The sequence below is a fragment of the Erwinia phyllosphaerae genome (genome assembly GCF_019132875.1).
Classification (GTDB): domain Bacteria; phylum Pseudomonadota; class Gammaproteobacteria; order Enterobacterales; family Enterobacteriaceae; genus Erwinia; species Erwinia phyllosphaerae.
The window spans coordinates 229,682-245,450 of sequence record NZ_JAHSPF010000007.1 but is presented as its reverse complement, the minus strand read 5'-3'; the positions used below and the strand labels follow the sequence as shown (position 1 = coordinate 245,450).

Annotated in this window: 9 protein-coding genes; 6 read left to right on the top strand and 3 right to left on the bottom strand. The window is 49.3% G+C overall.

What is annotated here, in order from left to right; translation table 11 throughout:
- Positions 1-7: 7 nt before the first annotated feature.
- Both ssuC and ssuB read left to right on the top strand, forming a co-directional pair.
- Positions 8-799, top strand: coding sequence for an aliphatic sulfonate ABC transporter permease SsuC (gene ssuC, locus KUE00_RS14315; RefSeq protein ID WP_246760563.1), 792 nt, complete (start codon positions 8-10; stop codon positions 797-799).
- Complete coding sequence (gene ssuB, locus KUE00_RS14310) at positions 796-1,584, top strand: aliphatic sulfonates ABC transporter ATP-binding protein (protein WP_246760562.1); 789 nt, start codon at positions 796-798, stop codon at positions 1,582-1,584. Before ssuC ends, ssuB begins: the two co-directional genes overlap by 4 nt.
- A 107-nt stretch (positions 1,585-1,691) precedes the next feature.
- Here the strand turns inward: ssuB and KUE00_RS14305 are convergent, their stop codons facing one another.
- The 3 genes from KUE00_RS14305 to pepN all read right to left on the bottom strand — a co-directional run bounded on the left by KUE00_RS14305 (position 1,692) and on the right by pepN (position 10,445).
- Positions 1,692-5,249, bottom strand: a complete 3,558-nt coding sequence (locus KUE00_RS14305) for a two-partner secretion domain-containing protein (RefSeq protein WP_246760561.1) — start codon at positions 5,247-5,249, stop codon at positions 1,692-1,694.
- A 392-nt stretch (positions 5,250-5,641) separates the two neighbouring features.
- A complete protein-coding gene (locus KUE00_RS14300) occupies positions 5,642-7,354 on the bottom strand; it encodes a ShlB/FhaC/HecB family hemolysin secretion/activation protein (protein WP_246760560.1) in 1,713 nt (570 codons plus the stop codon).
- Positions 7,355-7,829: 475 nt separating this feature from the next.
- Positions 7,830-10,445 (bottom strand): aminopeptidase N, encoded by a 2,616-nt coding sequence (gene pepN / locus KUE00_RS14295; protein ID WP_246760559.1) that lies wholly within the window; start codon positions 10,443-10,445, stop codon positions 7,830-7,832.
- A 260-nt stretch (positions 10,446-10,705) separates the two neighbouring features.
- On the opposite strand from pepN, the gene pncB reads away from it, so the two are divergent.
- The 4 genes from pncB (at position 10,706) to KUE00_RS14275 (ending at position 15,606) form a co-directional block, all read left to right on the top strand.
- Complete coding sequence (gene pncB / locus KUE00_RS14290) at positions 10,706-11,911, top strand: nicotinate phosphoribosyltransferase (RefSeq protein WP_246760558.1); 1,206 nt, start codon at positions 10,706-10,708, stop codon at positions 11,909-11,911.
- A gap of 180 nt (positions 11,912-12,091) precedes the next feature.
- Positions 12,092-13,492 carry an asparagine--tRNA ligase gene (gene asnS / locus KUE00_RS14285; protein ID WP_246760557.1) on the top strand — a complete coding sequence of 467 codons (1,401 nt, stop codon included), beginning with the start codon at positions 12,092-12,094 and terminating at the stop codon, positions 13,490-13,492.
- A 301-nt stretch (positions 13,493-13,793) separates the two neighbouring features.
- Positions 13,794-14,888: a porin OmpF gene (gene ompF, locus KUE00_RS14280; protein ID WP_281434629.1), complete on the top strand. Its 1,095-nt coding sequence runs from the start codon at positions 13,794-13,796 to the stop codon at positions 14,886-14,888.
- Positions 14,889-15,240: 352 nt separating this feature from the next.
- Positions 15,241-15,606 carry a hypothetical protein gene (locus tag KUE00_RS14275; protein ID WP_246760556.1) on the top strand — a complete coding sequence of 122 codons (366 nt, stop codon included), beginning with the start codon at positions 15,241-15,243 and terminating at the stop codon, positions 15,604-15,606.
- Positions 15,607-15,769 lie beyond the last annotated feature (163 nt).

Sequence of the window (15,769 nt, the reverse complement as noted above, 5' to 3'; positions counted from 1 at the left end):
GGTTGCCATGAGTAAAACGCTTAATCGTATCGGGAATCAGCTGATTCCATGGGCGTTGCCGATTGCGCTGGTCGTTGTCTGGCAGATCGCTTCGCAAACGGGCTGGCTTTCTACCCGCATTCTGCCTTCGCCTGAAGCCATCGTGATTACTTTCTGGAAACTCTCTGCCAGCGGCGAGCTCTGGCAGCATCTGGCTATTAGCAGCTGGCGCGCGGCGGTGGGCTTTAGCATTGGCGGATCCATCGGCCTGATTCTGGGACTGATTACCGGCATGTCGCGCCTGGGCGAACGTCTGCTGGATACCTCGGTACAGATGCTGCGCAACGTGCCGCACCTGGCGCTTATCCCGCTAGTGATTTTATGGTTCGGTATTGATGAATCCGCCAAGATATTTCTGGTTGCCCTGGGTACGCTGTTTCCAATTTATCTCAATACCTATCACGGTATCCGCAATATTGACCGTGGTCTGGTGGAGATGGCCCGCAGCTACGGGCTGTCTGGCTGGAGCCTGTTTATCCAGGTGGTGCTGCCCGGCGCGCTGCCTTCCATCATGGTTGGCGTCCGTTTTGCGCTGGGATTGATGTGGCTGACGCTGATTGTGGCAGAAACCATTTCTGCCAACTCCGGCATCGGCTATCTGGCCATGAACGCCCGCGAATTTTTACAGACCGATATTGTGGTGGTCGCCATTATTCTCTATGCCCTGCTCGGGAAACTGGCTGACGTCAGCGCGCTGCTACTGGAACGCGTCTGGCTGCGCTGGCATCCGGCTTATCAACTGAAAGAGGAAAACGCATGAGCGAGATAACGTCTTCTCCAGCACGTCTGAATGCCGGGACGCCTCTGGTTATTAATAGCGTCAGCAAGCAGTATCATGGCCGGACCGTGCTGAACAGTATCGATCTGCATATCCCTTCCGGGCAGTTTGTTGCCGTAGTGGGCCGCAGCGGCTGCGGTAAAAGTACGCTGCTTCGCCTGCTGGCCGGGCTGGAAAAAAGCACATCCGGTGAGCTGCTGGCTGGCAGTGCGCCCCTGAGCGAGGCAAAAGATGATACGCGCTTAATGTTTCAGGATGCGCGCCTGCTGCCGTGGAAAAGCATTATTGATAACGTTGGCCTGGGGCTGAAAGGCAAGGCCTGGAAAAGTGCAGCGCTGGAAGCGTTAGAAGCGGTGGGTTTGGCCGATCGCGCCAAAGAATGGCCAGCGGCGCTTTCAGGTGGGCAAAAACAGCGTGTGGCGCTGGCCCGGGCGCTGATTCATCGTCCCGGTCTGCTGCTGCTGGATGAACCTTTAGGCGCGCTGGATGCCCTCACCCGCATTGAGATGCAGGATCTGATTGAATCACTCTGGCAAAAACATCATTTTACCGTATTGCTGGTCACGCATGACGTGAGTGAAGCGGTTGCTATGGCCGATCGCGTACTGCTGATTGAGGAAGGTCAAATCGGCCTGGATTTAACTGTCGATCTGCCACGTCCGCGCCGCAAAGGTTCTGTACGGCTGGCAGAGCTGGAAGCGGAAGTGCTGGACAGAGTAATGAAGCGTTCGCCGGTTGAAGCGGAAAAGCGTTACGCGCAGCGTTAATAAAACACTCTGTCGGTTCAGGTGCTTGCTATAAAAAAATACCGCCCTGTTATAAAGGGCGGTATCAGTCAGGACATTATTATCCCTGTTGCTGCGGCTTATCGGCCTTATTTAGCAGGCCAGTTAGCGGTAACAATATTGGCAATGCTGGCGATTGAAGCGTCATTCTCTGCCGTTACGCCCATTCCCCAAACCTGCGCGGCAATGGCATGAACTAACTGTTCATTAATCTCGCCGCCTTTTGCCAGGGTCCAGGCAAAATAGTTAACGACGTCAGCGACAAAGTCTTTTGAAGTGTTTTGCCATTTGATATCGCCACTGCTTATAGCAGTTTTAATCTGCTGGAGAGTCAGGGCGGACAGTGGCCACTGCTCAAGTGCCTGATGGCCATCAATATCCATTGGCGGGATGTACCATTCGCCTTTGTCTTCATCAACAATTTCATTAGCAGGCGGCGTGACGTCCGGGACTGCCGGGGCTGACTGACCAGACCATCTTTCCGTAAGTACCCTTACCACCGTGTTGACGGCCGATTCATACGCTTCGGTTGGTCGCCCACCGCTGACCGTGTTAACTATTGACTGAATCACATCACTGTCGATTTCACCGCCGCTGACAAGTATTCCATACAGGTGGCTAAGCATGTCCGAAAGCGTGTTTCCCTGAAAAAACCTTCGGCCAATAACGGAAGTGATTTCCCTGTATACGTCGCCATTGGTATCCCATTCGGAGAAGGAAGGCACTTTATCGTCAGCAATGCCTTTGTCTTCGTCAATGATTTCGTCAGCTATGCCTTTGTCTTCGTCAACGATTTCATCAGCTATGCCTTTGTCTTCGTCAACGATTTCGTCAGCTATGCCTTTGTCTTCGTCAACGATTTCATCAGCTATGCCTTTGTCTTCATCAACGATTTCGTCAACTATGCCTTTGTCTTCATCAACGATTTCGTCAACTATGCCTTTGTCTTCATCAACGATTTCGTCAGCTATGCCCTTGTCTTCATCAACGATTTCATTCGCAGGCGGCGTGACGTCCGGGACTGACTGACTCGACCATTTTTCCGTAAGGATTTTTACCACTGTGTTAATGGCCGCCTCATAGGGCTCAGGCTGGCGCCCACCGCTGACATAAGAAACCCATGACTGGATAACATCACTGTCGATTTCACCACCGCTGACAAGTATTCCGTACAGATGGCTAAGTATGTCCGAAAGCATATTTCCCTGGAAAAATCTCCGGCCAATAACAGAGGTGATTTCCCTGTATACGTCGCCATTGGTATCCCATTCAGAAAAAGAAGGCGCTTTATCTTCCGGTACGGGAGCTTTAGCGAAAATATCCTTACCCGCTGCGGTAACGGAACCTTGCTCATTATTGATGTCGGTAACGGCTAGCGCCAGCTCGCTGATGGCACGGATGCTTCCCGCCTGATTGTCCAGCGAATCAGCCGTAACAGAGATGACTTCAGCTTCAAGCAGACCGTCTTTGTTATCGATTTTTTGGGCTGTAGCAGTAAGTTGCTGTCTGGCAGAAACTTGTGCATGACTGGTGTTTAACGTATCGCTGGCCGCCAGTGTAATATTTGCCGCCTGGGTTGTGCTGCCGCTCAAATCCAACGTCTGACCCTGCATAGTCAGATTGCCATTTGCCAGGTTTTGACCAGTGGCAATAAGAGCGCCGGTAGTCCTGATATTGATATTACCCGTGCCTCGGATATGATCTCTGGCACTGATGGTTCCCCTGCTATTCAGCGTTGCGGCTGCTATTTTTACATCACCTTCGGCCTGAATTATTCCGTTGTTAGTGACAGCGCCATCACTGTTTAATTCAATACTGTCACCTGCATATAGCATGTTGTTATTGTTGATATCTTTTGCGGTCATCATCAGTTGAGCACCGCTAATTATCTCACCTGCGTTATCGATACTACCACCAGCAGTAATAAGCAGCTTGCCGTTAGCGCGGATTTGGCCGCCATCAGTATTCACTACATCTCCGGTAACGTTAAGCCTGACATCCCCCATTTCAGCGTAGATTTGTCCGGCCTGGTTATTTATTTCGTTACCGGTGATGTCCAGTGAATCACCCGCCACCAGCGCCCCGCCAGTGTTAGTAATACGGTTTCCTTTCAGCTTAAAATTATTTCTGCCATGAATACTGCCATATTGATTATTAATATCGCCTGTGGTAACAGCTACTTCTTCCCCGAATAAAATGCCCTGCTTGTTATTTAATTTGCTACTGGCAATGGTAAGCTGCCGCGAAGCCTCTACACGAGCATTGCTGGTGTCCAGCATTCCGTCGCGGGCGATAAGCTTAATGTTATTAGCCTGGGTATTGCCTCCACTCAAATTTACCGTCTTACCCTGCATAGTCAGGTCACCGCCCGCGCTGATATGGCCGGTAGCAATCAGTTTATCTGTAGTGTCGATATTGATATTGCCCGTTTTTTGCCAGCTTTCGCCGGTAGTAATATCGCCACGGCTTTCCAGACTGGCGGCTTTAATGGTTATCCCGCTATTACCATCCTCGAAGCTATCGGTAGAAATATGACCATTGTTGGTGACCGCTCCACTACTGTCGATTTCAATAGCCTTTTCAGAGGTTATTTTACCCTCATTGTGAACATTTTTTGCGGCCAAAATCAGCTTATTCCCACCGTGCATATATCGGGTATTGCGGATATCGCCATTTTCATTCAGCACTGTTAAAGCGTCGCCTGCCATGATCTGGCCTGCATTGCTCACCCCTACGCCTTTTTCCGTTCCTACCAGCGTAATTTTCCCGGCATACATACCGCCAAGGCTGGATACGTCCAGAGAAAGCTCAGGTGCTTTACCGCTCCCGGCATTATCGAGCCGGGTAATATTTGTATTCGTTGCATCTACATTATTAAGGCCCGTAGTGATTTTCAGATCGTTGGCATACATTTGAGTATTTATTTTGACCGAACGGGCGATAATATCGGTATAGTCCTGATTGTTATCCCATACAGTCTCTCCCTCAACCACGACCTCACCGCCTTCAACCCGGTATCCCGTTAATACGCCGTCTTTTATCTGCGCCTGACCAGTGGTTAGCGTGGCGCGGTTAGCGTTAATAAATGCGCAACCGTTGCAGGTAATGCCTGATGGGTTAGCGATTACCACCTGGGCATTTTGACCTGCAACTTCAATCAGGCCATTTAGCTGGCTCGGGTTACTGGAGTTAACTTCATTCAGAATAATTTTAGCCGCTCCCTGTGCCAGTGAAGCATTGCCTGCAACCATGCCACCATTCTGAGTGAAAGCACCGTGCTGAGAGTTATTCAGGATGACACCGTTGCGATCGACATCAAACTGGCTATAAACGTTACGAGATACGCCCCCAGCGCTTGGTGCCTGAATATCGACCTGCGTAGCCATGCCGGGATTGTTAATAATTGTCGGCTGTAGCCCGGCCGCCACGTTGGCGTCGGCGACGATGGCGGCCTGTACCGTCTGCACCGCGCCCGTAGCCAGCAAAACGCCAAAACTGATTGAGCTAAGCTTGCAGATGAGTTTTGCGCTACGCTTGCCGGATGAAGATACTGCTGTACCCGCACGCTGAGAACGAGTAAATTCCGCCACCGCAATCAGCATGCCGCGCGCTTTACTGTATATAAGTCGATACAGATTTCTGTTCATTATAATGTCCTTATTGAAAGTTAATGTATTAAACAGGTCGTTAAAACCATCTGGTCTGCTTCTCGCTATTTTCTTTTAAGGAAAAGAAGCAGACTCGATGGATATACCAACGTTTATGACAGGCGTGATGCTACCTGTGCGGCAGACTCACGGCTGCATCACTGTCACTGTTCATTTAGCTATCCATGCAGTTATTTATTAAAAATAACTGGAAGATTAATTAAGTTGCCGTTTTCCATTAAGAATAAGAAAGCAGTTGCGATTATCTACCCTTAATTTTTCCACCGTTTTTATTATCCCTGCCTAAATTCGCGGAAACATGACTTTCTTCTGGTGCTGACATATCAAGCGCTCCTGCCATAATTTCTACGCTATTTTAAAACCTGAAAGACTTAATAATTCCATGAAAGCGTAAAGCCAAGCGTGACCGGGCTGGTGGCGAAGGCGTCAGGTTTCGAGAAAGGTACCCCGGCAAACAGATTGTAACTGCCGTTAAAAGCGTTGCCTCTTATTCCCAACTGGCCACCAGCAAGATGGGTGCCAGCTAAGTATTCGCTGCCAGAACCGCTGACTTTGCCGTAATCGAAACCAAAGTAGAGTTCCTGATTGGGTAACGGTGTCCGCCACGCAATATCGTTACGAAGAAACCAACCCTCGCTGGCCATTAACGTTCTTTCACCATCAAAACCGCGCACGGTATAGCGATTTCCGATTGAAATCTGATCCGGTGAAGTTAACGCCGTTTTACTGAATTGCTGAAAATAGGAAGTGTTAAAGCGAAACTGCTGGTTCATCAGCTGGAACGGCGTATTCACCTGCAGGCTTAGCGTGCCGATTTTGCCAAGCGCGGTCGCATAGCCAGATCTTTCTTCCGGCGCAGGCTGTGCACCAAACCAGCGGGTGCCGCGCTGATAGCTGACCGCCGCGTCCAGCGTGGTCTGCCCTAAATAATGCCGGTGCTGTAGTCCCAGGCGCCATGCAGAGGTACGCCTTGCCTGTTCGGGTAGCCAGACATCCTGGATATAGTTGCTGGATTCACGCGCCAGAATGTTATAGGTAAAACTGGTTTTGTGACTGCGGCCGCGATGCAAAACGCGGCTGATTTGGACATCCACATTTTTTATCTGACCACCGTAGCGAAAATCCTGATACAGGCCGGAAACTCTTTGCAGGTATTCGTAGTGATAGGCAGTAGCGCCAAGCGTCCAGTAACCCAGAGGCACTGAATAATGGGCGGTAATATTTTTACTCTGTTGATGATTCTTATTATGTAAATTTTTGGAAGTTGAAAAGTAGAGTAAGTCTCCCAGGGATAAGGGGTTATCAACGGAAAGCGAAAGCGCGCCCTGGTAGCGCCCCGTACTGACATTGCCCGCATCGTCCAGCGTTACGCCCAGCCGCCACATTTTTTGCTGTTGCCAGTTAACATTAATGTCGCTCTCTCCCGGTTGTTCACCGGGCATAATTTTTATCGCGGCCTGCGTGGTTGGTAAACGCTGCAGATTTTCCAGACCTTGCTCAATATCGCGTAAATTAAGCAAGCTGCCGGCATGGGCCGGCAAGGTGTTGTAACGGCGAATATAACGATCGCTTTTTTCATCGAGTTTAACTTTACCGATACGCCCTAATACTAACTTAAGCTTTAGCGTACCGCTTTTAAGGTTCTGCTCCGGTACGATAACGCGCGTAGTAATATAGCCGCGCTCCACTAATCGGTTTTGCAGCACTCTGACCAATAGATTGATGCCCTCGCCGCCCACGCACTTTCCTGACGCCTGGTTAGCCAGCGTTTGTAACGTTTCTCCCCACGGCAGCTTCCCTTTTCCCTCAATAAAAATTTCTTTAATGAGGAAACATTTTTTCTCCTGGGGAAAAGTGACTTTTCCTGAACTGGAAACAGATGGCAGCAGTCGCACATCCTTTGCCGTTGGGTTCAAGTGCTTTTCCATCGCCTTTTGCCTTTGTTGCTGCTGGGAAATCACCTGTGAACCATTATTCAGAGGGATGCTTTCTGCCGCATAACAGGCCGAAGAGAGCAAGCCCGTTGTGTAAATAAGCGTTGAACCCACGCTCATGATAAAACTGAATGACGCACGTAAAAACATAAAGACATCCCTGTTAGTGATATTCAAGCCGCAAGGACTTTAATTTGTGAAATTTATTAAAAATAAACCGACCAGGCAAGGAAATTATTTTTAATTGTGAATGAATTAAGAAACAATTAGAGCTTTTTTGAAAGTTATAGAATTATAGCAACCGGGTACACAATAATAACTTAAGCCAGAATACAACCGATGTTCGCCACATAGCACCCAGATAAGTTAAAATATCTATAAAAACATCTATTTTTTGTTAAGCAACAGATGCAAATATATTTATTGAGAATTTAAACCGTCATAAGATTGAATCAGATAGTAATAATAAAAACATCTTATTGCATTTATTTATATTTACATTAATTTTGAATAAAAGCTGTTGCGGTATTCCTGACAATTAAAGATAAATTCTGTTTGTTACTGGAAAATAGACTTATAAAAAAGCAGGCAATTATATCGCCTGCTTTACCCGTTAAAATCACTATCAGGCAGTCAACGCCTTGCTGATTTTTTCATACAGATCGCCCGACAGTTTATCTAAACCTTTCAACTGCTCCAGCGCACTGCGCATCAGCGCCTGACGATCGGTATCGTAACGCTTCAGGCGAATAAGCGGTTCAATCATTCTTGCCGCAACCTGAGGATTACGCGTATTTAAATCCGTCAGAATATCGACGAGGAACTGATAGCCACTGCCGTCACTGGCGTGAAAAGCAGCAGGGTTACCGGAAGCGAAAGCACCAATCAGTGACCGGATTCGGTTAGGATTACTTAGCGTAAACGAACGATGGCTAAGCAACGCACGCACCCGGCTGAGCACATCCGGTGCCGGACTGGTCGCCTGGAGGGCAAACCATTTATCCATCACCAGTCCATCTTTATGCCAGCGTTCGTCAAATTCAGTGAGTAAGGTCTCATGACACGGTAGCTGCGCAGCAACGGAAGCGGCCATCGCAGCCAGCGAATCGGTCATATTATTCGCCTGGTGGAATTGTGCCGTAATTAACTTATCGGCTAGCTCCACTTCGCCGAAAGCCAGATAATGCAGACAAATATTTCTCAATGCACGTTTGCCAATATCCGCATGATCAACACGATAGTCGTCAACGCGATGGGCGTTATAGACTGCCAGCCATTCATCGGCCAGCTCGGTTGCCAGCGTGCTCACCAGCGAACGACGAACTTCCGCAATCGCTACGGGATCGATAACGTCAAACAGTTCGGCAATCTCATTTTCGCCCGGCAGCGTCAGGATCAGCGCCATCAATGCCGGATCGCTATGCTCTTCCAGCAGCACCGCCCGGAAAGCATCAGCAACATGCAGCGGCAGAGAGAGCGGCTGGCCTTGCTGATAACGAGCCACGTTAAGTTTGATGTGGGTAGCAAGCAGACTTTGCGCCGCGTCCCAGCGGGAGAAATCGTTGCGTGCATGACGCATCAGGAAAGTGAGCTGCGTATCGCTCCAGTTGTAATCCAGTTTTACCGGAGCGGAAAACTCGCGCAGCAGTGAGGGGATCGGCTGGTGATAAACATTATCGAATACAAAGCTCTGAAACTCTTCCGTTACGTTCAGCACATGATGCACTGGATGGCCGTTGTGCTGTAGCGGAATGACGTTACCCTCACCGTCATAAAGCTCGATATCCAGTGGAATATGCAGAGGTAGCTTATGCTTCTGATCGGCTGTTGGTGGCGTCATCTGAGTTACGTGCAGCGTATACTGTTCCAGTTCGGCATTGTAGTCATCGCGAACGGACAATACGGGCGTGCCGGACTGGCTATACCAGCGGCGGAACTGAGTAAGATCGATTTTTGAAGCATCTTCCATTGCCTGCACGAAGTCATCGCAGGTAGCCGCGCTGCCGTCATGACGTTCAAAATAGAGCTTCATGCCTTTCTGGAAGTTTTCTTCTCCCAGCAGCGTGTGCAGCATACGAATCACCTCTGAGCCTTTCTCATACACGGTTAGCGTATAGAAGTTATTCATTTCAATAACTTGCTCGGGGCGAATCGGATGCGCCATTGGGCTGGCGTCTTCTGCAAACTGCGCGCCACGCATAATGCGGACGTTGTCGATACGGTTAACGGCACGGGATCCAAGATCGGAGCTGAACTCCTGATCGCGGAAGACCGTCAGGCCCTCTTTCAGGCTAAGCTGGAACCAGTCACGGCAGGTAACGCGGTTGCCCGTCCAGTTATGGAAATATTCGTGGCCGATTACCGCTTCAATGCCCAGGTAATCTTTGTCGGTGGCGGTTTCTGCCTTTGCCAGGACATATTTGGAGTTAAAGACGTTTAGCCCTTTGTTTTCCATCGCGCCCATGTTGAAGAAGTCGACGGCAACGATCATAAAAATATCCAGATCGTATTCAAGGCCGAACCTTTCTTCATCCCACTTCATGCTGTTTTTTAGCGAGGTCATCGCCCAGTCGGCACGATCGAGATTGCCGCGATCGACAAAAATCTCCAGCGCTACGTTGCGGCCTGACCGTGTGATGAAGCTGTCGCGTAAAACATCGAAATCGCCCGCTACCAGCGCAAACAGATAGCAAGGTTTTGGGAAAGGATCCTCCCACTTGACCCAGTGACGGCCATTTTTTGCCACTCCGCCGTCAACGCGGTTGCCGTTTGCCAGCAGATAAGGATAAAGCTTCTCTTCCGCGATAAGGGTAGTGGTAAAGCGTGCCAGCACGTCAGGCCTGTCCAGATACCACGTGATATGACGAAAACCTTCCGCCTCACACTGGGTGCAAAGCGCTTCGCCTGATTTGTAGAGACCTTCCAGCGCGCTGTTTTTATCCGGATGAATATCGTTGACGATTTTCATCGTAAAGGCTTCAGGCAACTGATACACAATCAGGCTGCCCTCCTCCAGCGCATAATCCGTCCAGGGCTGACCATCGATTTCCAGTGAAATCAGCGAGAGCTCTTCCCCGTCAAGACGCAGCAACGCATCGGCCTGGCCCAGACGCTTTACGCGGCTGACTGCGGTCACTCGGGTCAGGGCGGCGTCCAGTTCAAACGTCAGATCAATATCGGTAATGGTGTAATCTGGCGCCCGGTAATCATGGCGATTTTTGGCTTGTGGCAGTTGCGTCATAAGTCCTTCTCACGTCGACAATTAGTTAATGCAAGTCTATTCCGCTTAGCAGAATGTTGCCATGTCCATTCGACGCGCCAGGCGGCAATTGCTGTTAAAAAATACATTTTTTTAACAAGCGCACGGATTGCCCTCGACCTGTCCGGTGGAATTATGCTGTGATCAGGTTCAATAAATGAGGATTCAAGTTATACTCCTGCGTCATTTACACTCTTTCAACCAGGGATAACGCTCTTCGCCAGAGGATGCTGAAACGCACCATGACACGACATGCTTCCCCGATACTGACCACACTGCTGGATACGGACGCCTATAAACTGCATATGCAGCAGGCGGTATTCCACCGTTATCAGAATGTCTCCGTGGTGGCTGAGTTTCGCTGCCGGGGCGACGATCTTTTAGGTATTTATGCTGCTGAAATAGCTCAGCAGGTCGCGATGATGCAGTCGTTAGCGCTTAGCGAAGAAGAAAGCCGCTATCTTGCCGGCCTGCCCTTTTTCAAAGCGGATTATCTGCAATGGCTGAAACAGTTCCGCTATGATCCTTCTCAGGTTCGTATACGTAATCATCAGGGGAAACTGGATATTCGTATTGCTGGCCCTTGGCTGGAAGTCATTATGTGGGAGGTACCGCTGCTGGCATTGATCAGTGAAGTGGTACATCGCCATCGCTCACCGCAGGCGACGCCGGCAATTGCCGTCGATCGTTTGCACAGCAAGCTGCGCGAATTTAATACGCTGACGGCCGGGATGGATATGTCCCGCTTTAAGCTTATGGATTTCGGTACGCGTCGCCGTTTTTCCCGCGATGTGCAAATGAGCATCGTCAGCACGCTGAAAACGGATTTCCCATGGCTGGTTGGATCAAGCAACTATGACATCGCACGCCAGCTACAGCTGGCACCGGTAGGCACTCAGGCCCACGAATGGTTTCAGGCACATCAGCAGATCAGTCCCGTGCTGGCCAACAGCCAGCGAGCAGCGCTGCAGGCGTGGCTGGAAGAATATCCGGACCGTTTAGGCATTGCGCTGACTGACTGTATCACTATGGATGCTTTTCTGCGTGACTTCGGCCTGAACTTTGCCAGTAGCTATCAGGGATTGCGGCATGATTCCGGCGATCCTGTTGAATGGGGTGAAAAAGCGATAGCCCATTATGAAAAGCTGGGTATCAATCCTGAAAACAAAACGCTGGTTTTCTCTGACAATCTGGATTTAAACAAAGCGGTAGATCTTTATCGCCATTTTGGCCAGCGAATCGAGGTTATTTTTGGTATCGGCACGCGTTTAACTTGCGATATACCTCAGGTAAGGCCGTTGAATATCGTCATTAAACTGGTTGAGTGTAACGGTAAACCCGTTGCCAAGCTTTCTGATAGTCCGGGTAAAACTATTTGCCAGGATAAAGCTTTTGTACGCGCCCTGCGTAAGGCTTTCGATTTGCCGCTGGTTAAAAAAGCCAGCTAGTCCCCGGCACGAAGGGAAAGAGATAGCGTATCTCTTTCCCGCTTTGTTCTTTACGCCGCCAGCTCTGTAATAAATCTCCCGCATCACAACGAATTCTTCTTGTTTCTCGTCTGTCGGCAAGTAACATAGGATCGCCCCGATTTCGGGTAATTTTAATTCTGATAAAAGAGAGACTTTATTATGAGCGTTGTGCCTGTAGCGGATGTACTGCAAGGCCGGATCGCGGTTGACAGCGAAGTCACCGTTCGCGGCTGGGTACGTACCCGCAGAGATTCAAAAGCCGGTATTTCCTTTATCGCCGTCTACGATGGCTCCTGCTTTAATCCTGTTCAGGCTGTCGTCAATAATTCTCTGAATAATTATCAGGATGAAGTGCTGCGCCTGACTACCGGCTGTTCTGTCGTTGTCACCGGTAAGGTTGTTGAATCACCGGGCGAAGGCCAGAGTTTTGAGATCCAGGCCAGCGCGGTTGAAGTCGTCGGCTGGGTTGACGATCCGGATACTTATCCGATGGCCGCCAAGCGCCACAGTATCGAATATTTGCGTGAGGTTGCTCACCTGCGTCCACGTACTAACCTGATTGGCGCCGTCGCTCGCGTTCGCCATACGCTGGCACAGGCGCTGCACCGTTTCTTTGACGAGCAGGGCTTTTTCTGGGTCTCTACCCCACTGATAACCGCCTCCGATACAGAGGGCGCGGGTGAAATGTTCCGTGTATCCACGCTGGATATGGAAAATCTGCCGCGTACGCCGGAAGGCAAAGTTAATTACGATGAAGATTTCTTTGGCAAAGAAGCTTTCCTGACCGTTTCCGGGCAGCTGAATGGCGAAACTTACGCCAGCGCCATTTCCAAAATCTATACTTTTGGCCCAACTTTCCGTGCTGAAAATTCTAACACCAGTCGCCATCTGGCTGAGTTCTGGATGCTGGAGCCGGAAATTGCCTTTGCCGATCTCGAAGATAACGCTGCGCTCGCGGAAGCGATGCTGAAATATGTTTTTAAAGCGGTACTGGAAGAGCGTGCGGATGATATGGCTTTCTTTGCCGAGCGCGTAGACAAAGAAGCTATTACACGCCTGCAACAGTTTGTGACTACTGATTTCGCGCAGGTCGATTACACCGATGCCATTGAAATTCTGAAAGCCTGCGGTGAAAAGTTTGAAAACGCGGTTTCGTGGGGCATTGACCTTTCTTCAGAACACGAGCGTTATCTGGCTGAGAAGCACTTTAAAGCCCCTGTGGTAGTAAAAAACTATCCGAAGGACATTAAAGCGTTCTATATGCGTTTGAACGATGACGGAAAAACCGTAGCCGCCATGGACGTGCTGGCACCCGGTATCGGCGAGATCATTGGTGGTTCACAGCGTGAAGAACGTCTGGACGTGCTGGATGCACGCCTTGCCGAAATGGGTCTGAATAAAGAAGATTACTGGTGGTATCGCGACCTGCGTCGTTATGGCACCGTGCCTCATTCCGGATTTGGCTTAGGGTTTGAACGCCTGATTGCCTATGTTACCGGCGTACAAAATGTCAGGGACGTTATTGCCTTCCCAAGAACGCCGCGCAACGCCAGCTTCTGATTTTATGTATTAAATATAAGAAATTCATATATATAACTAAGGCCAGCCTCGCTGGCCTTTTTTTATTTTTGCAAATTATGAGATGGTTCACAAAGTTCCGCTATATTTACATATAGAAACAAAAATTTTCTCCGTGAAACACCAATTCGATATTTGTAGCATTTTCGAGGTGGATTAACCGGACTGCCAATGGAAAGATGCGTGCAGACACAGGAAGACACCAAACTCTCATCGTAGTTCTGTAAAGAATTATTGACGGCAGTGGCAGGTGTCCAGATAACTCCAATGAGGGTAATAAATAATGATGAAGCGCAATATTCTGGCACTGGTTATCCCAGCCCTGTTAGCCGCTGGTGCAGCCAATGCAGCAGAAATCTATAACAAAGACGGCAACAAGCTGGACCTCTATGGCAAAGTTGATGGTCTGCACTATTTCTCAGACGACAGCGGCAACGATGGCGACCAGAGCTACGTGCGTTTTGGTTTCAAAGGTGAAACCCAGATCAATGATATGCTGACCGGCTATGGTCAGTGGGAATACAACATCCAGGCTAACAACAGCGAAGGTTCCGACGCGCAAGACGGTAATAAAACCCGTCTGGGCTTCGCCGGCCTGAAATTTGCTGAGTATGGCTCTCTTGATTACGGCCGTAACTACGGCGTAGTTTACGACGCTATCGGCTGGACCGATATGCTGCCTGAGTTCGGCGGCTACTCTGGCTACTCCGATAACTTCCTGGTAGGTCGTTCTACCGGCGTGGCTACCTACCGCAACACCAACTTCTTTGGCCTGGTTGACGGCTGGAACTTTGCCGTACAGTACCAGGGCAAAAACGATCGTGACGACATTCGTCGTTCAAACGGTGACGGCTGGGGTGTCTCTACCTCTTATACCTCACCAATTGGCGTAGCTATCGTCGGTGCCTATGCTTCTGGCGATCGTACCGATGCGCAGAACAGCGCTTTCTATGGTCGTGGCGACAAAACCCAGCAGTGGGCTACCGCGCTGAAATATGACGCCAACAACGTCTACCTGGCAGCTTCCTACGGCGAAACCCGTAACGCACAGTTTATTACTAACAATAATATTGTTGATAATGATGACAATGCTGTGAACGGTTTTGCTAACAAAGCGCAGAACTTTGATATCGTAGCGCAATACCAGTTCGACTTCGGTCTGCGTCCTTCTATTGCCTACGAACAGTCTAAAGGCAAGGATATCGAAGGCGTAGGCGACGTTGACCTGTACAAATATGTTGATGTGGGTGCCACCTACTACTTCAACAAAAACATGTCTACCTACGTTGACTACCAGATCAACCTGTTGGATGACGACAACGCTCTGGGTCTGAACACTGATGACGTCGTAGCAGTAGGTCTGGTTTACCAGTTCTAATCCGTTACGCTTGTATTATCGAGCGGGGCTTCGGGCCCCGCTTTTTTATGTCTGCTTTCTCCTGTCAGCACCATAAGCTTTCCAATACCTTCAATACCTTCAATACCTCCAATACCTCCAATACCTCCAATACCTCTAATACCTCTAATACCTCTAATACCTCTAATACCTCTAATAGCATTTGCTGCGTCCGCATTTCAGGCCAATCATTTTATCCCGTTCATGCAATGAATCCCTGCTCTTTCATCATATTTCGAGCCAGCCCGCAAACCTTGAAAAGCGTCAGAAAAAGTATTGCCGACATGCAGGAAAGGTGAAAAAATGAACACCGTTCAGGAGAAGGAGCTTTTATATGGATATGATTTCCCCACTGGTACTCAACCTTTCAGAAAAGCCAGGCGAAGCAAAACCGCAGGAAGAAATTTCCCATGGCCGCTTTGTCAGAGTCGAAACCCACATCGACTGGCTCAGGCATGATGTAACCGAAATCAGAAATGAGCTTAAGGATGTTCGTGTTGAGATAAAAGATGTTCGTAGTGAGATAAAAGATGTCCGCGGTGAGATAAAAGATGTCCGCGGTGAAATAAAAGACGTTCGTGACGAGATAAGAGACGTGCGCAAAGATATGCGGTCTGATTTCCGTCTCATGTTCAGCGCGTTAATTATGGTCGCATTAGGTCTTTCCAGCATTATGGCAAAAGGCTTTCACTGGCTATAAGCATTGGCCGGTATTTTGATGCCGCAAAGGTTGATTAAAGCTGACAGCTACCCTTTTCCAGTCAGGCACCTCTGCTTCTTTTGCCTGCGGCATCGTACCCATTTTTTTAACGCAAACGGTTAGCAATTTTTTTCTGCTGGCGTTACCCTGAATAACCACTTCG

Bases quoted from the DNA above. Each gene is read 5' to 3' on its own strand.
- pepN (WP_246760559.1), bottom strand. From the start codon at position 10,445: ATGACGCAACTGCCACAAGCCAAAAATCGCCATGATTACCGGGCGCCA.
- ssuC (WP_246760563.1), top strand. From the start codon at position 8: ATGAGTAAAACGCTTAATCGTATCGGGAATCAGCTGATTCCATGGGCG.
- pncB (WP_246760558.1), top strand. From the start codon at position 10,706: ATGACACGACATGCTTCCCCGATACTGACCACACTGCTGGATACGGAC.
- asnS (WP_246760557.1), top strand. From the start codon at position 12,092: ATGAGCGTTGTGCCTGTAGCGGATGTACTGCAAGGCCGGATCGCGGTT.
- ompF (WP_281434629.1), top strand. From the start codon at position 13,794: ATGATGAAGCGCAATATTCTGGCACTGGTTATCCCAGCCCTGTTAGCC.
- KUE00_RS14300 (WP_246760560.1), bottom strand. From the start codon at position 7,354: ATGTTTTTACGTGCGTCATTCAGTTTTATCATGAGCGTGGGTTCAACG.
- KUE00_RS14305 (WP_246760561.1), bottom strand. From the start codon at position 5,249: ATGAACAGAAATCTGTATCGACTTATATACAGTAAAGCGCGCGGCATG.
- KUE00_RS14275 (WP_246760556.1), top strand. From the start codon at position 15,241: ATGGATATGATTTCCCCACTGGTACTCAACCTTTCAGAAAAGCCAGGC.
- ssuB (WP_246760562.1), top strand. From the start codon at position 796: ATGAGCGAGATAACGTCTTCTCCAGCACGTCTGAATGCCGGGACGCCT.